The following is a 23,392-nucleotide window of genomic DNA, read 5'->3' on the forward strand; positions in this document are numbered from 1 at the left end:
CAGCGGCCGCACCTGTCGCTGAAATACAAAACGCCTGATGCAGTGCATCAGGCGTTTTAACGGCATAATGTGTCAACTTATGCCAGGACTAGTCAGACGCTAAGTCGTTATGCATCACGACGACGTGGAGCGGCGGCTGCGCCCTCTTCACGACGTGGACCACGGCTACCTTCACGGTTGAAAGTACGTCCGCCGCCTTCACGACCACCTTCACGGCGTTCAGAAGAGAAGCGACGACCACCTTCACGGTTAGCTGCGCCCGGACCGCCTGCACCTGGACCGCTGCGACGCTCACCGCCAGCACCAGCTGGACGACGGTCACCACGGCCTTCGTTCGGCTGTGCATCACCCAGTAACTGCATATTCATCGGCTTGTTCAGAATACGGGTACGGGTAAAGTGCTGCAGCACATCGCCTGGCATGCCTTTCGGCAGCTCGATAGTCGAGTGGGTACCGAACAGCTTGATGTTACCGATGTAACGGCTGCTGATGTCGCCTTCGTTAGCGATAGCGCCAACGATGTGACGAACTTCAACACCATCATCGCGGCCTACTTCGATGCGGTACAGCTGCATTTCGCCAACATCACGACGTTCGCGACGTGGACGATCGCCATCACGGCTTTCGCGGTTTTCACGCGGAGCACGAGAATCGCCACGCGCTTCACGGCTGTCACGACGGCCATCACGCTCGTCACGATCGCGGTATTCGCGACGTGCCGGACGCGGTGCTTCTGGTGGCAGAATCAGAGGACGTTCGCCCTGTGCCATCTTCAGCAGTGCGGCTGCCAGTGTTTCCAGATCCATTTCGTCTTCTGGCTGCATTTTAGCCAGCAGAGCACGGTACTGATCCAGATCGCTGCTTTCCAGCTGCTGCTGAACTTTAGCAGCAAACTTAGCCAGCCGACGCTCACCCAGCAGTTCTGCGTTAGGCAGTTCTACCTCAGGAATGGTCAGCTTCATGGTACGTTCGATGTTACGCAGCAGACGGCGTTCGCGGTTCTCAACGAACAGCAGCGCACGGCCAGCACGACCAGCACGACCGGTACGGCCGATACGGTGAACGTAAGATTCTGAGTCCATCGGGATGTCGTAGTTAACAACCAGGCTGATGCGTTCAACGTCCAGGCCACGGGCCGCAACGTCGGTTGCAATCAGAATGTCGAGACGACCATCTTTCAGGCGCTCAAGCGTCTGCTCACGCAGCGCCTGGTTCATGTCACCGTTCAGCGCGGCGCTGTTATAGCCGCTACGTTCCAGCGCTTCTGCCACTTCCATGGTTGCGTTTTTGGTACGCACGAAGATGATGGCAGCATCAAAGTCTTCTGCTTCCAGGAAGCGAACCAGTGCGTCTGTTTTACGACCGTAAGCGGTCCAGTAGCTCTGGCTGATATCAGGACGCGTGGTCAGGCTTGACTGAATACGCACTTCCTGTGGATCTTTCATGAAGCGTTTGGTGATACGACGAATCGCTTCCGGCATGGTTGCAGAGAACAGCGCGGTCTGATGATCGGCTGGAATTTGCGCCATGATGGTTTCAACGTCTTCGATGAAGCCCATGCGCAGCATTTCATCTGCTTCATCCAGCACCAGGCCACGCAGGTTAGAAAGGTCTAACGTGCCGCGTTTCAGGTGGTCAAGCAGACGGCCAGGCGTACCCACAACAACCTGTGGTCCCTGACGCAGTGCGCGCAGCTGCACGTCATAACGCTGGCCGCCGTAAAGGGCAACCACGTTCAGGCCACGCATGTGTTTAGAGAATTCGGTAACTGCTTCAGCAACCTGTACCGCCAGTTCGCGGGTAGGTGCCAGCACCAGGATTTGTGGCGCTTTAACAGTAGGATCAATGTTGTGTAACAGCGGCAGAGAGAACGCCGCGGTTTTACCACTCCCGGTCTGCGCCATGCCTAACACGTCACGGCCCGCCAGCAGGTGAGGAATACACTCAGCCTGGATTGGGGATGGCTTTACGTAGCCCATGCCATTCAGTGATTCAAGGATGTCGGCGTTCAGGCCAAGGTCAGCAAAAGTGGTTTGAATATCAGTCATGTAGTACACGTGCCTCTTAGATTGCGGCGGCCAGTCTACATAACTCGTCGTGAAAACTTTCAGTCATTTTCATCAAAAAGTGTGAACCGGCTCAAATTAAAAGTTTTGACGAACAGAAAAGCCTTCATCCTTTAAGATGATGACTTAACAGGTTTTACAGGCAAATTAAGTTCGTCAGCTATTGCTGGTCAGATTCTGATAAATCGTCTTGTGCCTGGCCGAGTTGCGCCAGTTCCAACAATGCGTATCGGTGTTCAACAAAGTTATTGACGTTGTTGGCCACCGCCAGTTTGAACAACGCTTTCGCGTCGTCCTTCTCCCCCAGACTTAGGTAGTACTTACCTAAATAGAAGTTGGTTTCACTGAGATGTTCAGCGAGCGAGGTGTTATCCGTTGCGTCCGCCTTGAGACTTTCCATCAACGTTTTCTCGTTGATATCTCCAAGGTAGAACTCGACAATATTCCATCCCCATTGATCTCTGACCGCTTTGTCGTGACGCTGTTGAAGCGCGACTTTTGCCTTGTCGACATCCATCTCACGTTCAACGAGATAGAGCCACAAACTGCGGAAAGGATCGTTAGGATCGTCTTGATAAAACGCCAGCAGATCATCTTGCGCTAACTTGTATCGACCGCCGTAATAGAGGGCGATACCACGGTTTAAATGCGCATAGTTGTAAGTTGGATCAAGCTCAAGTACAGAATCAAACGCTTCATAGGCGGCATCAAAGTTGCCCGCCTGCGTTAAATATATGCCTAAGTAGTTAAACACTTCGGGCATATCTGGTCTTATAGACAGCGCTTGCGAAAAATCGTTCCGCGCTAATGCCCGCAGACCTAAACTATCATACAACACTCCGCGCTCATATAACAGCTGTGCGCGTTCATCATCGGTGAGAGCGCGACTGGCAAGAATTTGTTCCATGCGCGCCAGTATCACTTCCTGCTGCAGTGTGGGCTGTAAAGGCACTGCAAGAACTTCGTTCTTACGCCAATTGGAGTTGCTGCATCCTGCCAGCGTCAAAGCTGTCGCAACAAAACACCAGCGCAGAAAAGGCTTCATTTCCCACTCCCGAATACAAACATTGGGATAACCATCCTGTCATCCGCCTGCTGTGCACAAGGATTCCCGCCCTCGCGATGATACAAACGCCCCTCTCTGCCAGGCAGAGAGGGGCAAATCAGCAACGACTTATTCAGCAGCGTCAGGCGTGGTCACCGCGACAGCTTCTTCAGCCTGCGGCTTAGATTCTGTCGCTTCTTTGATGCTCAGACGTACACGGCCCTGGCGATCAACTTCCATCACCTTAACCGGTACTTCCTGACCCATCTGCAGATAGTCAGTCACTTTCTCAACGCGCTTATCAGCGATTTGTGAAATGTGAACCAGACCTTCTTTACCACCACCGATTGCAACGAAGGCGCCGAAGTCAACGATACGGGTCACTTTACCACTGTAAACGCGGCCCACTTCGATCTCTGCGGTAATCTCTTCGATACGACGAATCGCTTCTTTCGCTTTCAGACCATCGGTCGCAGCGATTTTCACGGTGCCGTCATCTTCAATTTCAATCGTTGTGCCGGTCTCTTCGGTCAGTGCACGAATCACTGAGCCGCCTTTACCGATCACATCTTTGATCTTGTCAGAGCTGATTTTGATGGTGTAAATGCGTGGTGCGAATTCAGAAATCTCAGTACGCGGCGTGCTGATAGCCTGTTCCATAACGCCCAGAATGTGCAGACGTGCACCCCGGGCCTGGTTCAGCGCTTCCTGCATGATTTCACGCGTGATGCCTTCGATTTTGATGTCCATCTGCAGCGCGGTGATACCTTCACGGCTACCGGCTACTTTGAAGTCCATGTCGCCCAGGTGATCTTCATCGCCCAGGATGTCAGACAGAACAACAAACTTCTCATCTTCTTTCACCAGACCCATTGCGATACCGGCAACGGCGGCTTTGATTGGCACGCCTGCATCCATCAGCGCCAGTGAGGCACCGCAGACAGAGGCCATTGAAGAAGAGCCGTTAGATTCGGTGATTTCAGAAACAACACGAATGGTGTAAGGGAAATCTTCCGCTTTAGGCATTACCGCTAACACGCCGCGCTTCGCCAGACGACCGTGACCAATCTCACGACGCTTCGGCGAACCTACCATGCCGGTTTCGCCGACAGAGTATGGAGGGAAGTTGTAATGGAACAGGAAGCTGTCGGTACGTTCGCCCATCAGCTCATCAAGGTTCTGCGCATCGCGGGTCGTACCCAGCGTTGCAGTAACCAGTGCCTGCGTCTCACCACGGGTGAACAGTGATGAACCGTGTGTACGTGGCAATACGCCAGTACGCACGTCCAGACCACGGATCATATCTTTTTCACGACCATCGATGCGTGGCTCGCCATTCAGGATGCGAGTACGAACGACGGTTTTTTCAAGGCTATGCACGATGTCGCCGATTTCTGAACCATCCAGCGTTTCATCTTGAGCCAGCAGCGCAGCGATGGTTTCGTCTTTAATGACGCTAACCTGGGTGTAACGCTCCTGCTTGTCAGTGATGCGGTAAGCATCGCTGATGCGCGCTTCTGCCAGGGCAGCAACGCGAGAAATCAGTGCGGTATTGGCCGCTTCTGGCTGCCAGTCCCAGCGTGGTTTGCCCGCTTCAGCAACCAGGGCATTGATGTTTTCGATAACAATCTGCTGCTGGTCGTGACCAAAGACCACGGCGCCCAGCATCTGCTCTTCTGACAGGATCTCAGCTTCAGATTCAACCATCAGAACGGCATTCTGCGTACCGGCAACCACCAGATCCAGACGAGACTGTTTCAGCTCATCTGCGGTTGGGTTCAGGACATATTGATCGTTGATGTAACCAACACGCGCAGAACCAATTGGGCCATTGAACGGCAGACCAGAAAGCGCCAGTGCAGCAGAAGCACCGATCATGGCAACGATGTCCGGATGAACCTGTGGGTTCACAGAGACAACAGTGGCGATAACCTGAACTTCGTTAACAAAACCTTCCGGGAACAGCGGACGAATCGGGCGGTCAATCAGACGCGAAATCAGGGTTTCGCCTTCGCTTGGACGGCCTTCACGACGGAAGAAGCTGCCTGGGATACGACCAGCAGCGTAAGTACGCTCCTGATAGTTCACGGTCAGTGGGAAGAAATCCTGACCTGGTTTAGATTTTTTCTGACCTACTACAGTGACGAATACTGCAGTATCGTCCATGCTCACCATAACAGCGGCTGTCGCCTGGCGAGCCATCATGCCGGTTTCCAGCGTGACGGTATGTTGACCATATTGGAATTTGCGTACGATCGGATTCAGCAAAATCAAAGTCCTTAACTTCGGGGCATGGCTATCTGTAGCCCGCCATTGATTACCAATCTTCAGTTGCATCCTCGCGACTAATGACAACCCTCGACCGCCCCTGCGGTAAAGCCTCTCATTAGCCGCGCGAAATTCTGCAAACTAAAGATCACACTAAGCAACAATACATCAGTTTGGTCCGGATTGCTGCCGATTGCTCGAAAAAAGGGGCCATAAAGGCCCCCTCTTCACGAAACTCGCACAAATCTGATCGTAAGCTGCACAGAGTGCAAAAGCCCGCATAATGCCCCGACGATCAGATTCTTCAGACTTAGCGACGCAGACCGAGACTTTCGATCAGGCTGCTGTAGCGTGCAACGTCTTTACGCTTCAGGTAGTCCAGCAGCTTACGACGCTGAGATACCATGCGCAGCAGACCGCGGCGGCTGTGGTGGTCTTTTTTGTGCTCAGAGAAGTGACCCTGCAGATGGGTAATCTGCGCGGTCAACAGGGCAACCTGAACTTCAGTTGAACCGCTGTCGTTAGCACCACGGCCATATTTAGCAACGATCTCTGCTTTAGCTTCTACGCTTAGAGACATAATAAACTCCAGTAATAAATGAATGTATGGGTGCCGATCTCTAATTCAGCATCCCGCTTTAAAGCCGCGCTATTCTACTCTGCGCCCGATAGCAACGCAAATGCCCCATCAGCGAAAAGTGAACGCCTGGCTCAATCCTGATACTCAACCACTAAACGACGTGGCGCAAGCCGGCCATCGTCGGCAATTTCTGCCATACCGATAAACTTACGCGCTTCGCCTTCCGATACCCTTACCAGCCCCTGGGCAGGCGCATTGCTGGCCTGTACCGGCTGTCCCTGGCGGAAGAAATCTGCCACGGCAGGCGGGATATTCACTTCAGGGAAATCAGAGGCGGGGCTGTCCATCGGCAACAACAGCGGATCGAGCTGCGTTTCCAGTGGAATGCCGGCTTCTGTGGCTTCCGTCAGCAGGGTGTTGAGCTGTTCCAGCGTCACCATCCTTTCATATGGATAACGGGCAACCTGAACGCGACGCAGCATAATCACGTGCGCACCGCATCCCAGCTTTTCGCCCAGGTCATCGATGATGGTGCGGATATAGGTGCCCTTGGAGCAGTGAATTTCCAGCTCCAGCTCGTTATCCTGCCAGCGAATAAATTGCAGTTCATAGACAGTGATGGGACGCGGTTCACGCGCAATCTCAATGCCCTGACGCGCATATTCATACAGCGGGCGTCCCTGATGCTTCAGTGCCGAAAACATTGAAGGCACCTGCAGCGTTTCGCCGCGGAAGCTCTCCAGAGCACTGTCCAGATCGGCCTGAGTGAAGCTGACCGGACGCGTCTGCACGATGTTGCCATCGGCGTCTGACGTGTCGGTCCGCTCGCCCAGTCGGGCAATCACGCGATAGCGTTTGTCGGAATCGAGCAGATACTGCGAAAACTTAGTCGCTTCACCCAGGCAAATCGGCAACATGCCGGTAGCCAGAGGATCCAGCGCGCCGGTATGTCCTGCGCGATTCGCGTTAAAGATACGCTTCACTTTCTGCAGGACATCATTCGACGAGACGCCTTGTGGCTTATCCAGCAACAACACGCCATGGACGTCGCGACCGCGACGACGCGGACGACTCATTACGCCTCCTCGTCATCGCCAGTGGCGTCCGGACCACGGCGTTCAGTATCGTTCTTCACGACGCTGGTGACGAGATTGGACATGCGCATCCCTTCGACTAACGAGTTGTCGTAGAAGAAAGTCAGCTCAGGCACGATACGCAGACGCATCGCTTTGCCCAGCAGAATGCGGATATAACCTGACGCTTCTTTCAGCGCTTTCAGGCCATGTTTAATCGCTTCTTCATCTTTGTCATTGAGGAAAGTCACGAACACTTTTGCGTAAGCGAGATCGCGTGAGACTTCAACGCCTGATACGGTGACCATCATGCCAAGACGTGGATCTTTGATCTCACGCTGCAGGATCATCGCAATCTCTTTTTGCAGCTCTTGTGAAACGCGCTGCGGGCGACCAAATTCTTTCGCCATCATTATTTCTCCCAAATAATTCGGGAGGCCAGAGGCCTCCCAAATTGCAACACATCAGCAGTCTATTACTCGATGGTGCGTTTAATTTCGATGATTTCAAACACTTCGATCATATCGCCAACGCGAACGTCGTTGTAGTTCTTCACGCCGATACCGCACTCCATGCCGTTACGCACTTCGTTGACGTCATCTTTAAAGCGACGCAGAGATTCCAGCTCGCCTTCGTAAATTACCACGTTGTCGCGCAGGACACGGATTGGATTGTGACGCTTGATGTTACCTTCCGTCACCATACAACCGGCAATCGCGCCAAACTTCGGTGATTTGAACACATCGCGCACCGCAGCCAGACCGATGATCTGCTGTTTGTACTCTGGTGCCAGCATGCCGCTCATCGCCGCTTTAACTTCGTCAATCAGGTTATAGATGACAGAGTAGTAGCGCAGATCCAGGCTTTCTGCGTCAATGACGCGACGCGCAGAGGCATCGGCACGAACGTTGAAGCCAAGGAGGATGGCGTTAGAGGCAGCAGCCAGGGTCGCATCGGTTTCGGTAATCCCGCCCACGCCTGAACCCACAATCTTCACCTTCACTTCGTCGGTGGAGAGTTTCTGCAGGGAGTCGGAGATTGCTTCCACAGAACCCTGAACGTCCGCTTTCAGAACGATGTTCAGTTCAGACACTTCGCCTTCGGTCATGTTAGCAAACATGTTCTCGAGCTTAGATTTCTGCTGGCGAGCCAGTTTAACTTCGCGGAATTTGCCCTGACGATAGAGCGCAACTTCACGTGCTTTCTTCTCGTCACGTACCACGGTCGCTTCATCACCCGCAGCCGGCACGCCGGACAGGCCCAGAATCTCAACCGGGATAGATGGACCCGCTTCCATGACTTCGCGACCCAGTTCGTCACGCATTGCACGAACGCGGCCATATTCGAAACCACAAAGAACGATGTCGCCTTTGTTCAGCGTACCTTCACGTACCAGCACGGTGGCAACCGGACCACGACCTTTGTCGAGGAACGATTCGATCACCACGCCGCTCGCCATACCTTCACGGATAGCGGTCAGCTCCAGCACTTCCGCCTGCAGCAGGATAGCGTTTAACAGGTCATCAATGCCGGTACCCGCTTTCGCAGAGACATTAACGAACATGTTTTCGCCGCCCCACTCTTCCGGAATGATACCGTACTGAGTCAGTTCGTTTTTAACACGATCCGGATCCGCTTCTGGCTTATCGCACTTGTTCACTGCAACCACAACCGGCACTTTAGCGGCTTTGGCGTGCTGAATAGCTTCGACAGTCTGTGGCATCACGCCATCGTCTGCTGCAACCACCAGGATAACGATATCGGTCGCCTGCGCACCACGTGCACGCATCGCGGTAAACGCGGCGTGGCCCGGGGTATCCAGGAAGGTAACCATACCGTTGTCGGTTTCAACGTGGTAAGCACCGATGTGCTGAGTAATACCGCCCGCTTCGCCAGAGGCGATTTTAGTGGAACGAATATAGTCCAGCAGGGACGTTTTACCGTGGTCGACGTGGCCCATGATGGTGACAACCGGAGCACGAGACTCCTGCGCAGCATCAGTATCACGATCGTCCATTACCGCTTCTTCCAGCTCGTTCTCACGACGCAGGGTCACTTTGTGGCCCATCTCTTCGGCAACGAGCTGTGCAGTTTCCTGGTCGATGACCTGGTTGATGGTCGCCATGGCGCCCATTCTCATCATCGCTTTAATGACCAGAGAACCTTTCACCGCCATTTTGTTAGCCAGTTCGGCTACGGTGATAGTTTCGCCAATCACAACATCGCGGTTAACGGCCTGCGCTGGCTTGTTGAAGCCCTGCTGCAGTGCGCTAGGTTTGCGATGCTTGCCGCCTTTACCACCACGAACCTGCGCACGCGCTTCTTCACGGTCAGTTTTGGCTTCAGAGTGTTTGTTGCCTTTTTTCGCCGGACGCGCAGCTTTAGCAGTAGTACGCGCACGCGCACGACCTGCTTCAACCTGACGGTCGTTTTCATCTTCCGCCTGACGGGCATGGGTCGAAGTGGTGACGTGATAGTCGCCTTTATCCTCTTCTTCCGGTTTTTCCCATTCAGCTGATTTCTCTTCAGCCAGACGGCGGGCTTCTTCTGCTACGAGGCGGGCAGCCTCTTCAAGCTTACGGCGGGCTTCTTCTTCAGCTTTACGCTTCAGTTCGGCAGCTTCAGCTTCGCGACGGGCTTTGTCTGATTGCGCAGCCCTGGTCACTTCGTCGGTAGGTTGATTTGTCACTTTTTCGTTTTCCGCTGCTGCACGTTTGGCCTTGTCAGCGGCTTCGCGCCTGGCTTTATCTTCGGCTTCACGTTGCGCTTTCTGTTCAGCTTCGCGACGGGCTTTTTCTTCAGCCTCGCGTTGCGCCTGCTCTTCCGCTTCACGCTGCGCCTCGGCTTCAGCTTCTGCCTGAGCTTGCTCAGCCTCTGCATCACCCTTCACATAGGTACGCTTTTTGCGGACTTCAATTTGCACCGACTTACTTTTACCCCCGGTGCCTGGAATATTCAAGGTGCTGCGCGTTTTACGCTGCAGCGTCAGCTTAGCTGAACCGACCTGACCGTGTTCACGGTTCAGATGAGATAGTAAGGTTTCTTTCTCTTGCTGGGTCACCGCGTCATTTTCAGACTTAGGGATCCCCGCATCAGCAAATTGCTGTACCAGGCGATCGACCGGAGTCTGAATTTCTGCGGCCAGCGATTTTACGGTTACATCTGTCATGCTGTTCCTTCCTGTTATTACGCGTCATCGCCGAACCAGCAGATATTACGTGCGGCCATAATCAGCGCGCCGGCTTGTTCATCAGACATGCCTTCAATATCCGTCAGATCGTCAACACCTTGCTCAGCGAGATCTTCCAGCGTGCAAACGCCTTTCGACGCCAGGCGGAACGCCAGCGCACGATCGAGGCCTTCAAGATTCAGAAGATCCTCAGCGGGCTCCTGATTTCCAAGACTCTCTTCTTTCGCCAGTGCCAGGGTGGTTAACGCATTTTTTGCTCGTTCACGCAGGGCTTCAATGGTCTCTTCGTCGAGGCCGTCGACTTCCAGCAGCTCGTTGATTGGCACGTATGCCAGCTCTTCCAGCGAGGAGAAGCCCTCTTCCACCAGTACGGTGGCGAACTCTTCGTCGATGTCGAGATGTTTAGTGAACATATCGATCGCTGCATGTGCTTCAGCCTGATGCTTAGCCTGCAGATCATCGACGGTCATCACGTTCAGCTCCCAGCCACTCAGCTGTGAAGCGAGACGCACGTTTTGGCCGTTACGGCCGATCGCCTGAGCCAGATTGCCAGCTTCTACGGCGATATCCATGGTGTGGTTATCTTCATCAACCACGATTGACGCCACATCGGCCGGAGCCATGGCGTTAATAACAAACTGCGCCGGGTTATCGTCCCACAGCACGATATCGATACGCTCGCCGCCCAGTTCACTGGAAACTGCCTGAACACGCGCGCCGCGCATGCCCACACAGGCACCCACCGGATCAATACGTTTGTCGTTGGTTTTGACTGCAATTTTAGCGCGCGAACCCGGATCACGAGCAGCGGCTTTAATTTCAATCAGTTCTTCGCCAATTTCTGGCACCTCGATGCGGAACAGTTCAATCAGCATTTCTGGTTTAGAACGCGTCACGAACAGTTGCGCGCCACGCGCTTCCGGACGTACAGAGTAGAGTACGCCACGAATACGGTCGCCTGGACGGAAGTTTTCACGCGGCAGCATATCTTCGCGCAGAATCACCGCTTCGGCATTGCTGCCTAAGTCGAGGGAGATGTTGTCGCGGTTAACTTTCTTCACCACGCCCGTGATAATTTCGCCTTCCTGCTCACGGAACTGATCAACCACCATTGCGCGCTCAGCTTCGCGCACTTTTTGCACGATAACCTGCTTAGCGGTCTGGGTGGTGATACGGTCAAAGGTGACCGATTCAATCTGATCTTCGACATATTCGCCCAGATTGAATGCTTCATCTTCGAAGCGGGCCGCATCCAGCGTGATCTCGCGCGTCGGCTGTGTCACCTCTTCTACGATTTCCCAGCGGCGGAAAGTATCGAAATCGCCACTGCGGCGATCAATGCTGACGCGTACCTCAATTTCCTGCTCATACTTTTTCTTGGTCGCAGTCGCCAGCGCGCTCTCCAGCGCTTCGAAGATTTTCTCACGCGGCAGGGCTTTTTCGTTAGAAACGGCTTCTACAACAGCTAAGATCTCTTTGTTCATCCTGGTTAGCCTCAATCCGGACTTTTAAAAGTGGGGGACCAGGTTCGCTTTCTGAATATTACTCAGTGCGAACACTTCATCGCTACCCTCAACGTGCACCGTGATCATCTCGCCATCAACTGACTTAATGGTTCCCTGCCATTTACGGCGGTTCTGCACGGCCATACGCAACACCAGACTCACTTCTTCACCCATAAAGCGGGTGTAGTGTTCTGCAGTGAACAGAGGACGATCGAGTCCCGGTGAAGAGACTTCTAGGTTGTAAGGGACGGTAATGGGATCTTCAACATCCATTACCGCACTTACCTGGTGGCTGACATCGGCGCAATCATCGACATTGATGCCATCTTCACTATCAATATAGATGCGCAGGATAGATGTGCGACTACGAACGAATTCAATTCCAACCAGTTCGTAACCCAGCGCTTCTACGGGAGCCGATACCAACTCTGTCAATTTTTGCTCTAATGTGGACAAGCCCACCCCCAAGACATAAAAAAAGGGCCTATAGCCCAGTATTACGATTCGCTAATAACAAAAAACCCCGAATATTCGGGGCTTTTAATCACTGGACCCTGTATGCCGCAATGCGGCCCGGACTCCATCCAAAGAATTTTCTTTCAAAAAATAACCGTGAATGCGTCCGTCGATGCATACAGTATATTTGAAAAAGAACTCAAAGGGAAAATTGGTTGCGGGGGCCGGATTTGAACCGACGACCTTCGGGTTATGAGCCCGACGAGCTACCAGGCTGCTCCACCCCGCGTCCGAAAACGTGGCGAATAATACGCCAGACCTGCATAAAATGCAAGGGATACTGCTATTTGGTACCGAGGACGGGACTTGAACCCGTAAGCCCAATCGGGCACTACCACCTCAAGGTAGCGTGTCTACCAATTCCACCACCACGGCACTGCACTGACCACAACGATTCGTTGTGCTGACGACCTTACTTAGGAATATCGCTGCCCGGCGTTACCGGTTGAGCTGGCTTTTCAGTCTGTTGAGAAGACTGCGCCGGCGCAGAAAGATTTTCCCACTCGCTTCCTTTAGACGCTTTATTGCTGTTCAGATTACCCAGAACCAGGCTGATGATGAAAAACAGCGCTGCTAAGATGCCGGTTGTACGAGTCATGAAGTTACCTGAACCCGAAGAACCAAACACCGTACCGGATGCGCCTGCACCGAATGAGGCTCCCATATCAGCGCCTTTGCCTTGCTGCAGCATGATCATACCCACGAGGGCGATAGCTACAATAAGGAAAACTACTAAAAGAGCTTGGTACATATCATCCTGTTCCTTGCACGGTAATCGTACAGTTAAAGCTTCAACCAGTATTGATGGGGAGTCTCGTCATCACCCATCAGAAGCGGGTGTGAATACTAACCAAAGGCGCATATCTCTGCAAGTGCAATTTTTACTACCCATACTGTTTGCAGAAAAAAACGCCATCCCGGTGATTTTACAGGCAGTTCAGCACCCTGCAGACCGCCTGTTACTGTTTTAAACGGCCTTGACCTGGTCGGCGATGCGATTCGCCAGTTCGGTAACCTGCGCCTCATTTTCGCCTTCGACCATGACACGAATCAGTGGCTCAGTACCTGATTTACGCAGCAGAACGCGTCCGCGACCCGCCAGCGCTTTTTCCACTTCGGCCGTGACAGCTTTTACCGCGTCACTCTGAAGCGGATCATGTTCGCCCGCAAAGCGTACGTTAACCAGGACCTGCGGCAGCATCTTCATGCCACTACAGAGATCGTGCAGGCTCATGTGGTTACGCACCATCGCAGTGAGCACTTGCAAACTTGCAACGATACCGTCACCAGTTGTGGTTTTATCCAGCAGGATCACATGACCGGAGTTCTCTGCACCGAGACGCCAGCCCTTCTCCTGCATCTTCTCCAGTACATAACGGTCACCGACTTTGGCACGGGTAAACGGAATGCCAAGCTGTTTCAGCGCTAACTCCAGCCCCATGTTACTCATCAGCGTACCCACGACGCCACCGCGTAACTGTCCCTGACGCAGGGCTTCACGCGCAATGATGTAGAGGATCTGGTCGCCATCAACTTTGTCACCCAGATGGTCAATCATCATGATGCGATCGCCGTCACCGTCGTAGGCCAGGCCGATATCAGCCTTCTCCGCCAGCACGCGCTGCTGCAGCAGTTTGAGATCGGTGGCACCGCACTCTTTGTTGATGTTCATGCCGTCTGGCTGGACACCGATAGCAATCACCGTCGCGCCCAGTTCACGTAATACATTCGGCGCAATGTGGTAGGTGGCGCCATTGGCGCAGTCGACCACAATTTTCAGGCCATTCAGATTCAGTTCGCTGGGGAACGTCCCTTTGCAGAACTCAATGTAACGCCCTGCTGCATCGACGATGCGGCTGGCGCGGCCTAACTGCGCTGATTCAACGCAGGTAATCGGCTTTTCCATCTCCAGCTCAATCGCCTCTTCGACGTCATCGGGCAGTTTGGTGCCCTCGGACGAGAAGAATTTAATCCCGTTGTCGTCAAAGGGGTTATGTGACGCTGAAATCACAATGCCCGCCTCTGCGCGGAAGGTACGGGTCAGATAGGCGATGGCTGGTGTCGGCATCGGGCCGGTAAAGGCGGCCGTCAGGCCTGCTGCAGCGAGACCGGCTTCCAGCGCGGACTCCAGCATATAACCAGAGATACGGGTATCTTTACCGATGATGATCTTCTTTGAACCGTGGCGCGCCAGCACTTTACCTGCGGCCCAGCCCAGCTTCAGGACGAAATCGGGGGTGATGGGTGCTTCACCGACTTTGCCACGAATGCCGTCTGTACCGAAATATTTACGATTACTCATGATACTCCTTTTGCTCTTCGGGTCGCTTCGACCACGCGCATCGCTTCAGCCGTCTCTTTTACATCATGGGCGCGAATAATCTGCGCGCCCTGCATAGCAGCAATCACCGCGCAACTCAGGCTGCCGGTTAAACGCTGTGACGGGCCGACGTTTAACAGCTGGCCAATCATCGATTTACGCGACATCCCCACTAACAGCGGCAGGCCGAAGTGGTGAAAATCGCCAAGATGAGCCAGCAGTTCATAATTGTGGCTGAGATTTTTACCGAAACCGAAGCCCGGGTCGAGTATCAGACGCTCTTTTTTAATGCCCGCTGCTTCGCAGCGCGCTATCTGCTGAGCGAAGTAAGTGTCCACTTCGCTTAAAATATTTTCGTAAACCGGTGCCTGCTGCATGGTGCGCGGTTCGCCCTGCATATGCATTAAACAGACGGGCAGTCCGGTTGCGGTTGCGGCTTCCAGTGCTCCGGGTTCAGAAAGTGAACGCACGTCGTTAATGATGTGAGCACCCACTCGCGCAGCTTCCCGGATGACGTCAGCTTTAGAGGTGTCCACTGAAATCCAGACTTCGAAACGCTGGGCAATGGCATCGATGACCGGAATCACCCGCTCCAGCTCCTCCTCCACACTCACTTCATCCGCGCCAGGACGGGTTGATTCCCCACCCACATCGATGATGGTTGCGCCTGCATTGACCATCTCATTGGTATGCGTCAGCGCATCGACCAGCGCGTTATGCTTTCCACCATCTGAAAAGGAGTCCGGCGTGACGTTAAGAATGCCCATCACATGTGGAAAAGATAAATCGAGATGGGAATCACGGGCGAACAACTTCATAGCGGAAACTCCTTGCTGATCAATATCTGGATGTAAAAAACCCCGGACCAGCCGGGGTTTTGTCTGACGATGTTGCGTCTTATTTGTTGTACTGCTCTGACATGGTATTGCCTGGGTTTGGCGTACGCGGTTCATCAACCGGACGTGGCGCCTTTGGCGTACCGTTGCTGTCTGAGTTGCTGCCTGGATCTTCCCAGCCCGCTGGCGGACGCACTTCGCGGCGTGCCATCAGGTCGTCGATCTGCGGTGCATCAATGGTTTCATACTTCATGAGCGCGTCTTTCATCGCGTGAAGGATGTCCATGTTCTCACCCAGAATCTGACGAGCACGCTGGTAGTTGCTGTCGATCAGGTGCTTAACTTCCTGATCGATGATGCGGGCCGTTTCATCAGACATATGTTTCGCTTTCGCGACAGAACGTCCGAGGAACACTTCACCCTCTTCTTCTGCATAGAGCAACGGACCCAGTTTTTCAGAGAAGCCCCACTGCGTCACCATGTTACGTGCCAGATTGGTCGCAACTTTAATATCGTTGGACGCACCGGTAGAAACACGTTCTGCACCGTAGATGATCTCTTCTGCCAGACGACCGCCGTAAAGCGTTGAGATCTGGCTTTCCAGTTTCTGACGGCTGGCGCTGATCGCGTCGCCTTCAGGCAGGAAGAAGGTCACACCCAGTGCGCGACCGCGCGGGATAATCGTTACTTTATGAACCGGATCATGCTCTGGTACCAGGCGACCAATAATGGCGTGGCCTGCTTCGTGGTAGGCAGTTGACTCTTTCTGCGATTCCGTCATCACCATGGAGCGACGTTCCGCACCCATCATGATTTTGTCTTTCGCTTTCTCGAACTCTACCATCGAAACCACACGCTTGTTTGAACGGGCCGCGAACAGCGCTGCTTCGTTAACAAGGTTGGCCAGATCGGCACCCGAGAAGCCTGGCGTACCACGTGCAATGATTGCTGCATCAACATCAGTTGCCAGCGGCACACGACGCATATGCACTTTCAGGATCTGCTCACGACCGCGAACATCTGGCAGGCCAACTACAACCTGACGGTCAAAGCGACCTGGACGCAGCAGCGCAGGGTCCAGTACGTCAGGACGGTTAGTTGCGGCGATAACAATAATACCTTCGTTACCTTCGAAACCATCCATCTCAACCAGCATCTGGTTCAGCGTCTGCTCACGTTCGTCATGTCCACCGCCTAAACCGGCGCCACGCTGACGACCGACTGCGTCGATCTCATCGATAAAGATGATGCACGGAGCCGCTTTTTTGGCCTGTTCGAACATGTCACGCACACGGGATGCACCGACACCGACAAACATTTCCACAAAGTCAGAACCGGAGATGGTAAAGAAAGGCACCTTCGCTTCACCGGCAATCGCTTTTGCCAGCAAGGTTTTACCGGTACCCGGTGGCCCCACCATCAGAACGCCTTTTGGAATCTTACCGCCCAGCTTCTGGAAACGGCTTGGCTCACGCAGATATTCCACCAGCTCAGCAACTTCATCTTTCGCTTCGTCACAACCTGCTACGTCGGCGAAAGTGGTTTTAATCTGGTCTTCCGTCAACATGCGGGCTTTGCTCTTGCCGAAGGACATCGCGCCCTTACCGCCGCCGCCCTGCATCTGACGCATAAAGAAGATCCACACACCGATCAGCAGCAACATCGGGAACCACGAAATGAAGATTGAAGCCAGCAGGCTTGGTTCTTCCGGCGGTTCGCCAACCACTTTGACGTTTTTGGTCAAGAGGTTATCGAGCAACTTGGGATCGTTGACAGGAATGTAGGTCGTGTATTTATTGCTGTCTTTTTTAACGACGTTAATTTCACGCCCGTTAATACGTGCCTCGCGGACCTGATCCTGGTTCACTTCCGACAGGAAGGTTGAATAATCAACCCGACGGCCATTCGACTCGCTGGGCCCAAAGCTCTGGAATACTGACATCAGCACGACCGCGATGACTAACCAGAGAATCAGGTTTTTCGCCATGTCACTCAAGGGATTAACCTCATATTACAACGGTGTTAACAGATAGCGTAGGGTACTATAGATCCCGCATACATGGAATCGCAGCAAAACTGCGGACTTCTCCAGCAATTTGGTTATAGTTTGCGCCCAGTCGCCACAATATACACTTCACGTGAACGTGAACGTGAAGCGTCCGGCTTACGAATTTTCACTTTCGTAAACAGGGAGCGAATTTCCCGCAGGTATTCATCGAAGCCATCTCCCTGAAACACTTTCACTACAAAACTGCCGCCAGGTGCCAGGATATCTCGACACATCTCCAGCGCCAGCTCGACTAAATACATCGACCGGGGAATATCTACGGCAGGTGTACCACTCATATTCGGCGCCATATCGGACATGACAACCTGAACTTTTTGATCGCCAACGCGTTCAAGCAGCGCATTGACCACCGATTCTTCACGAAAATCGCCCTGAAGGAAATCGACACCGACTATCGGATCCATTGGCAGGATATCACAGGCAATGACTCGCCCTTTGTTCCCAATTTGCTGTACCACATATTGCGACCAGCCTCCGGGTGCAGCACCCAGATCTACCACGGTCATGCCGGGTTTGAAAAGCTTGTCACCCTGTTGTATTTCATCAAGTTTAAACCAGGCGCGCGAACGCAACCCTTTTTTATGCGCCTGGAGCACATATTTATCGCTAAAGTGTTCCTGAAGCCAGCGGCCGGAGCTGGCCGAACGCTTTTTACCCGTCATAATATTTCCAACTAAATCGTCATCGTAGCGATAAACCTGCACGCAATGGGTTGCGTCGATTTGGTGATATACCCGAGATGGCGGTAGAATGAACCGTTTTCAATCCCTGAGTAAGTAAAAAACTACGATGAATCTAAGTACCAAACAAAAACAGCACCTCAAGGGCCTCGCCCATCCGCTCAAGCCAGTGGTTATGCTGGGTGGCAATGGCCTGACTGAAGGCGTGCTGGCCGAAATCGAGCAGGCTCTGTCGCATCACGAACTGATCAAGGTAAAAATCGCCTCGGAAGATCGTGAAACGAAGCAGCTGATCGTTGAGGCTATCGTGCGTGAGACCGGTGCCAGCAACGTACAGGTGATCGGCAAAACGCTGGTGCTGTATCGCCCCTCTAAAGAGAGCAAAATTTCTCTGCCACGCTAAGTGGGCAAAGAAAGTGACATGCTCTTACCTCAGATAAAAGGCCGCAATGCGGCCTTTTTCCTTTCTTTACATTGTGCTTTAACGCTTTTCAAAGCGTAGCAACATCTTAAAGGTATTCCACCTTCAGGATTTCATACTCAACGTCGCCGCCCGGGGTTTTCACAATAGCCACGTCATCGGCCTCTTTACCCACCAGGCCACGCGCCATCGGCGAATTGACCGAAATCAGATTTTGCTTAAAGTCCGCTTCGTCATCGCCCACAATGCGATACGTGGCTTCTTCGTCGGTTTCGACGTTCAGCACGGTAACGGTTGCACCGAAAATCACGCGTCCGGTTTTCGGCATCTGAGTGACGTCGATAACCTGCGCATTGGAGAGTTTGGCTTCAATCTCCTGAATACGGCCTTCGCAAAAACCCTGCTCTTCACGCGCAGCGTGATATTCCGCGTTCTCTTTTAAATCGCCATGTTCGCGTGCGTCAGCGATAGAGGCGATAATGCGCGGGCGCTTCACGGTTTTCAGCTCGTTCAGCTCTTCGCGCAATCTTTCAGCGCCTCTTAACGTCATCGGAATCTGATTCATTTAAGCTCCTCGCCATCTTTCCTGTTTAACGATGTCATCCTGACCGGTGACTGCAGAAAAAAGCGTTCTGCGGCGCATTAGCCCGTTTTTGCAAATAAAAGAATCCTGACCCGGAGATGCTTCCAGGCCAGAAAAGAGTTTTGCAATTTGATACGTATTTTACCCCAGAGTTCCCTGCGGGTCATCGTTTACTTTGCACCGTCCAGCGACGTAGTATTGACGCCCTCACCTGCCAGTTACCGCGAGATTATGCGATTTTCACGACTTGTTACCGGATTAAGCTGCGCATTTATGCTGCAGGCACACGCAGCGCCAGTTGATGAATACATGCAGTACCTGCCAGACGGCGCCAATCTGGCGCTGATGGTACAAAAAGTAGGCGCATCAACACCGATTATTGATTATCACGGAAAACAGATGGCCCTGCCCGCCAGTACCATGAAAGTGGTGACGGCGCTGGCAGCATTGCTGGAACTGGGTGGCGACTTCCGTTTTCAGACCACTTTTGAGACTCGCGGCGCCATTATCGATGGCACCCTGAACGGCGATTTAGTTGCACGTTTCGGCGGTGATCCCACCTTAAGCCGTCAGGATCTGCGCAACATGGTGGCGGCGATAAAGAAGCAGGGCATTAACCATATCAAAGGCAATCTGGTTATCGACACCTCCGTTTTTGCCAGTCACGATATGGCGCCGGGCTGGCCGTGGAACGATATGACCCAGTGCTTCAGTGCTCCGCCGGGTGCGGCAATCGTTGATAAAAACTGCTTCTCGGTTTCGCTCTACAGTGCTAATACGCCGGGTGAGAATGCCTTTGTACGTATCGCCTCCTATTATCCGGCGCATATGTACAGCCAGGTGCGCACCATTGGCCGCAACAGCGGCGAAGGGCAATATTGCGAGCTGGATGTGGTGCCGGGCGAGCTGAACCGCTACACCCTCACGGGCTGTATGCGCCAGCGCGCGGAACCGCTGCCGCTGGCATTTGCGGTGCAGGATGGCGCGGCCTGGGCTGGCGAAATCCTCAAGGCGGAACTGCGGTCGTCTGAGATTGACTATAGCGGGCATCTGGTGCGACAGACGCAGGTCACCGAACCGGGTACCGTGCTGGCATCGACCCAGTCCGCGCCGCTGCATACGCTGCTGCACACCATGCTGAAGAAGTCAGACAACATGATTGCCGACACGGTGTTTCGCACCATTGGTCATCACTACTTCAATGTGCCCGGCACGTTCCGCGCCGGACAGGATGCCGTTCGCCGCATCCTGAAAGCCAAAGCCAATGTCGACATGGGTAATAGCATTCAGGTGGATGGTTCAGGTCTCTCCCGCCATGACCTGATTTCGCCGCAAACCATGATGCAGGTATTGCAGTTCATTGCGAAGAATGACAACACGCTGGATTATATTTCGATGCTGCCGCTGGCAGGTTACGACGGCACGCTGCAGTATCGCGGCGGGCTGCATGAGGCGGGGCTGGATGGCAAAGTCTCGGCGAAAACCGGCTCACTGCAGGGCGTCTATAACCTGGCGGGCTTTATCACCACCTCCAGTGGTGCGCGGGTGGCATTCGTTCAGTTCCTTTCCGGTTATGCGGTCCCGCCGGAAGATCAGCGTACCCGCCGTATTCCGCTGGTGCGATTTGAGAGCCGTCTCTACCGCGATATCAATCAGAACAACTGATTATTCAGTCATAAAAAAAGCGCAGCGGTCAGATCAACCGCTGCGCTTTTTATTGCCCGTCCATCAGAAGCGGGTATTCACGCTCATATACCAGGTGCGGCCCGACTCGTTAAAGGTATTGGCCCCTGCGCCATAGAGCCACGCTCCGGTGGTGGCATTGCCGGTGGTCTGCGCGTTGCCCTGACGGAAATGGCGCTTGTCGAACAGGTTGTCGATACCCACGGTGACGCTGGCATATTTATTAACGTCATAGGTGCCGCTCATGCCCACAACCGAATAGGGGCTCACCTGATCGGTGGCGCTACCGGTAACGGCGTTACCTTTATAGTCATATTTCTTCGGTACCTGTTTACCGTACCAGGTCAGGGTCGTTTGCAGGGAGAGGTCCTGCATCGCCTGCCAGCTCAGCGTCGAATTGAGCGTATATTCCGGAATAATCGACAGACGATCGCCGGTCTCTTTATTCTTACTCTGCAACATGTAAGTGAAGTTATTGTTCCACGTTACGCTATCGGAGAACGGGACATTAACCGTGCCTTCCAGCCCCTCGACGACCGCTTTAGGCACATTTTCCCATTTGTAGATGTCGGTTTTGCCGTTAGATGCGGTGCCGGTTGGCGCCGTGCCAGCCTCGATCTTGTTACGGTAGTCGTTGCGGAACCAGGTCAGGCCCGCCTGGTAGCCATCGCGCTTCCATTCGACCCCAATCTCTTTATTGATGCTGTTTTCCGCTTTCAGATCGTCATTACCCATCAGATAACAGGCACCGGCACTGGCGGCGCAGCCCTGACCATTGCTGTAGAGCAGATAGTTCGGGTTGGTCTGATAGAGGCTCGGGGCTTTATAGGCGCGCGCAATACCCATTTTCAGTGTGAACTCATCGCCTAATCCCTGTGACAGGTTGAGCGACGGGCTCCAGTTATCGCCGACAATCGAATGGTGATCGAAGCGCAGGCCCGGCGTCAGCATGGTGCTGTCGGTCAGCTCAATATTGTCTTCGGCAAACAGCGAGAAGATTTCCGCCTGTGAATAGGGTGTGCGGCCGGTCGTAGCGATACCGGGAATCGACCCGTAGCTGGCGGCCTGAGTCGTCGATGAAGGATCCTTCATCCGCTGCTGATTCCATTCCGTCCCGAAAGTCGCGGTCTGGTTCACCAGCCATTCAAACGGCACACTGATCTCACTGTGCAACAACACATCATCCAGCTGGATGGTATTGAAGTTGCTGTTGGCGAAGATGCCTTCGGTGCCGCCTGCCAGCCCCTCATTCAGACGCGCGTTGCGGGTGTTCTCATATTGCGCGTAGGTATTGGTGCTGATGCCATTGTCCCAGGCACCGGTCCACTTAACAGAAAAGTTCTGCCGATAGAGCCGGTTGGTCTCGTCACCATATTTGCTTTTCACCAGGGCGTTGGTATTGGTGTTCTGCGTGTCCCCGGCATAGAGGTTGCCCTGACGACTGTAACCGGCCCCCACTTCCAGCGTCTGCATCGGCGCAAATGCCCAGCGCAGCAGGCCATGAATATCTTTGTTGATCGAGCCTTCCCGGCCCGCCGGGTACGATCCGGCGTAACTGCCGGTGCGGTCTGCGGCGTGCCCTTCATTAATGTCGTAAGCATCAGCCTGCGTTTTTGCCAGTCCGCCATAGAGCCGGAAACTGACATCATCGCCCAGTGGCCCTTCAAGGCTGAAGTTGGTGCGACGGGTCGCGCCCTCCTCCTTGTGTTCCGGCACGTTGTAATAGGCGCTCCATGAGCCGTGCCACTGATTATCCATCTCTTTTTTGGTGATGATGTTCACCACGCCGCCCGCTGCACCGTTACCGTAACGGGCCGCTGCCGGACCGCGGATTACCTCAATGCGATCAATGATCTCTGGCGGCACCCAGTTAGTGTCGCCGCGCGTATCACGCTCGCCACGCCAGCCAAGCCGAACCGCGTTGCGGCTGGTCACCGGCAATCCATCGATCAGAATCAGGGTATTTTCCGGCCCCATGCCGCGGATATCGATCTGGCGATTGTTTCCGCGCTGGCCGCTGGTGGAGTTACCGGTCAGATTGACGCCAGGCATGGTGCGAATAATTTCGGCGACATCGCGTGCGGGTGGATGTTTTTTAATTTCGTCGGCGGTGATGGTCGACACGCCAGGTGCCTGCAACGTCTGCTCGGCGGCGGTCACCATCATGGTGTCGTCGTGGAGGGTATCGGAGGGGCTGCTGTCGATAGCCGGTTCGTGGGTGGCTTCAGCAGCCACGGCACCGGCAGAAATGAGAGAGGCGGTGAAACCCAGTTCAATCATAATGGCTAACGAAAGCCGGGATAACTTTTTCATTTTTCTGTTCCTGGAGTGCCGGCGAGGATGCCACTGCCGGCGTGCCGGTAAAAAAGTAATAACCTTGCCTGCAACGTTTTCCCCTTGTCGCCGGGCCAGCGTCAGAACCGCTTTGCATCAGTCTGAAAGCCGGTGCGGCAGAGAGGATGCGCGCGCTCCCTGTCGGGCGGAAACACCCTATTGCAAATGCAAATAATTATCAATACTATTATTCATAACATGTATGACCCTAATCAAGGGTGATC

The 23,392-nt window shown here is 53.7% G+C and carries 19 protein-coding genes and 2 tRNA genes; 2 read left to right on the forward strand and 19 right to left on the reverse strand.

Annotation, left to right across the window (positions count from 1 at the left end):
* Positions 1–107: 107 nt before the first annotated feature.
* The 17 genes from ACVKSX_RS17110 to rlmE form a co-directional block, all read right to left on the reverse strand.
* The gene (locus ACVKSX_RS17110; protein ID WP_010251762.1) at positions 108–2,048 is read right to left on the reverse strand and encodes a DEAD/DEAH family ATP-dependent RNA helicase; all 1,941 of its coding nucleotides are present in this window, start codon (positions 2,046–2,048) and stop codon (positions 108–110) included.
* A 16-nt stretch (positions 2,049–2,064) separates the two neighbouring features.
* Positions 2,065–2,121 carry a protein YrbN gene (gene yrbN, locus ACVKSX_RS17115; protein WP_098053093.1) on the reverse strand — a complete coding sequence of 19 codons (57 nt, stop codon included), beginning with the start codon at positions 2,119–2,121 and terminating at the stop codon, positions 2,065–2,067.
* Positions 2,122–2,226: 105 nt separating this feature from the next.
* Positions 2,227–3,111: a lipoprotein NlpI gene (gene nlpI / locus ACVKSX_RS17120; RefSeq protein WP_010251765.1), complete on the reverse strand. Its 885-nt coding sequence runs from the start codon at positions 3,109–3,111 to the stop codon at positions 2,227–2,229.
* Positions 3,112–3,240: 129 nt separating this feature from the next.
* Positions 3,241–5,379: a polyribonucleotide nucleotidyltransferase gene (pnp, locus tag ACVKSX_RS17125; protein ID WP_354439241.1), complete on the reverse strand. Its 2,139-nt coding sequence runs from the start codon at positions 5,377–5,379 to the stop codon at positions 3,241–3,243.
* A 310-nt stretch (positions 5,380–5,689) separates the two neighbouring features.
* Positions 5,690–5,959: a 30S ribosomal protein S15 gene (gene rpsO / locus ACVKSX_RS17130; protein ID WP_003851063.1), complete on the reverse strand. Its 270-nt coding sequence runs from the start codon at positions 5,957–5,959 to the stop codon at positions 5,690–5,692.
* A gap of 131 nt (positions 5,960–6,090) precedes the next feature.
* The gene (gene truB, locus ACVKSX_RS17135; RefSeq protein WP_010671805.1) at positions 6,091–7,035 is read right to left on the reverse strand and encodes a tRNA pseudouridine(55) synthase TruB; all 945 of its coding nucleotides are present in this window, start codon (positions 7,033–7,035) and stop codon (positions 6,091–6,093) included.
* On the reverse strand, positions 7,035–7,442 hold the full coding sequence (rbfA, locus tag ACVKSX_RS17140) for a 30S ribosome-binding factor RbfA (protein ID WP_010251785.1): 408 nt from the start codon (positions 7,440–7,442) through the stop codon (positions 7,035–7,037). The genes truB and rbfA overlap by 1 nt, the downstream gene beginning before the upstream one ends.
* A 65-nt stretch (positions 7,443–7,507) precedes the next feature.
* Complete coding sequence (gene infB / locus ACVKSX_RS17145; protein ID WP_010251789.1) at positions 7,508–10,201, reverse strand: translation initiation factor IF-2; 2,694 nt, start codon at positions 10,199–10,201, stop codon at positions 7,508–7,510.
* A 17-nt stretch (positions 10,202–10,218) separates the two neighbouring features.
* On the reverse strand, positions 10,219–11,706 hold the full coding sequence (gene nusA, locus ACVKSX_RS17150; protein WP_010251792.1) for a transcription termination factor NusA: 1,488 nt from the start codon (positions 11,704–11,706) through the stop codon (positions 10,219–10,221).
* 24 nt (positions 11,707–11,730) lie between these two features.
* Positions 11,731–12,183 (reverse strand): ribosome maturation factor RimP, encoded by a 453-nt coding sequence (gene rimP / locus ACVKSX_RS17155; RefSeq protein ID WP_010251795.1) that lies wholly within the window; start codon positions 12,181–12,183, stop codon positions 11,731–11,733.
* Between the two features lie 212 nt (positions 12,184–12,395).
* A tRNA-Met gene (locus tag ACVKSX_RS17160) sits at positions 12,396–12,472 on the reverse strand.
* A gap of 59 nt (positions 12,473–12,531) precedes the next feature.
* Positions 12,532–12,618: transfer RNA gene (locus ACVKSX_RS17165), tRNA-Leu, on the reverse strand.
* Positions 12,619–12,655: 37 nt separating this feature from the next.
* Positions 12,656–12,994, reverse strand: a complete 339-nt coding sequence (secG, locus tag ACVKSX_RS17170; RefSeq protein WP_010251798.1) for a preprotein translocase subunit SecG — start codon at positions 12,992–12,994, stop codon at positions 12,656–12,658.
* 216 nt (positions 12,995–13,210) lie between these two features.
* A complete protein-coding gene (glmM, locus tag ACVKSX_RS17175; RefSeq protein WP_010251799.1) occupies positions 13,211–14,545 on the reverse strand; it encodes a phosphoglucosamine mutase in 1,335 nt (444 codons plus the stop codon).
* Positions 14,542–15,381, reverse strand: coding sequence for a dihydropteroate synthase (folP, locus tag ACVKSX_RS17180; RefSeq protein ID WP_010251803.1), 840 nt, complete (start codon positions 15,379–15,381; stop codon positions 14,542–14,544). The genes glmM and folP overlap by 4 nt, the downstream gene beginning before the upstream one ends.
* A gap of 79 nt (positions 15,382–15,460) precedes the next feature.
* Positions 15,461–17,386 carry an ATP-dependent zinc metalloprotease FtsH gene (gene ftsH / locus ACVKSX_RS17185; RefSeq protein ID WP_010251805.1) on the reverse strand — a complete coding sequence of 642 codons (1,926 nt, stop codon included), beginning with the start codon at positions 17,384–17,386 and terminating at the stop codon, positions 15,461–15,463.
* A gap of 113 nt (positions 17,387–17,499) precedes the next feature.
* The gene (rlmE, locus tag ACVKSX_RS17190; protein WP_010251807.1) at positions 17,500–18,129 is read right to left on the reverse strand and encodes a 23S rRNA (uridine(2552)-2'-O)-methyltransferase RlmE; all 630 of its coding nucleotides are present in this window, start codon (positions 18,127–18,129) and stop codon (positions 17,500–17,502) included.
* A gap of 127 nt (positions 18,130–18,256) precedes the next feature.
* Between rlmE and yhbY the strand changes: the two genes are divergently transcribed.
* Positions 18,257–18,550, forward strand: a complete 294-nt coding sequence (yhbY, locus tag ACVKSX_RS17195; protein ID WP_010251809.1) for a ribosome assembly RNA-binding protein YhbY — start codon at positions 18,257–18,259, stop codon at positions 18,548–18,550.
* A gap of 106 nt (positions 18,551–18,656) precedes the next feature.
* Here yhbY and greA read toward each other — a convergent pair whose 3' ends face one another.
* Positions 18,657–19,133: a transcription elongation factor GreA gene (greA, locus tag ACVKSX_RS17200; protein ID WP_010251811.1), complete on the reverse strand. Its 477-nt coding sequence runs from the start codon at positions 19,131–19,133 to the stop codon at positions 18,657–18,659.
* A gap of 249 nt (positions 19,134–19,382) precedes the next feature.
* Between greA and dacB the strand changes: the two genes are divergently transcribed.
* Positions 19,383–20,816 (forward strand): serine-type D-Ala-D-Ala carboxypeptidase, encoded by a 1,434-nt coding sequence (gene dacB / locus ACVKSX_RS17205; RefSeq protein ID WP_010251813.1) that lies wholly within the window; start codon positions 19,383–19,385, stop codon positions 20,814–20,816.
* 63 nt (positions 20,817–20,879) lie between these two features.
* Here dacB and ACVKSX_RS17210 read toward each other — a convergent pair whose 3' ends face one another.
* Positions 20,880–23,147 carry a TonB-dependent siderophore receptor gene (locus tag ACVKSX_RS17210; RefSeq protein WP_191924152.1) on the reverse strand — a complete coding sequence of 756 codons (2,268 nt, stop codon included), beginning with the start codon at positions 23,145–23,147 and terminating at the stop codon, positions 20,880–20,882.
* Positions 23,148–23,392: the final 245 nt, after the last annotated feature.

The organism is Pantoea sp. PvP021, assembly GCF_054056055.1.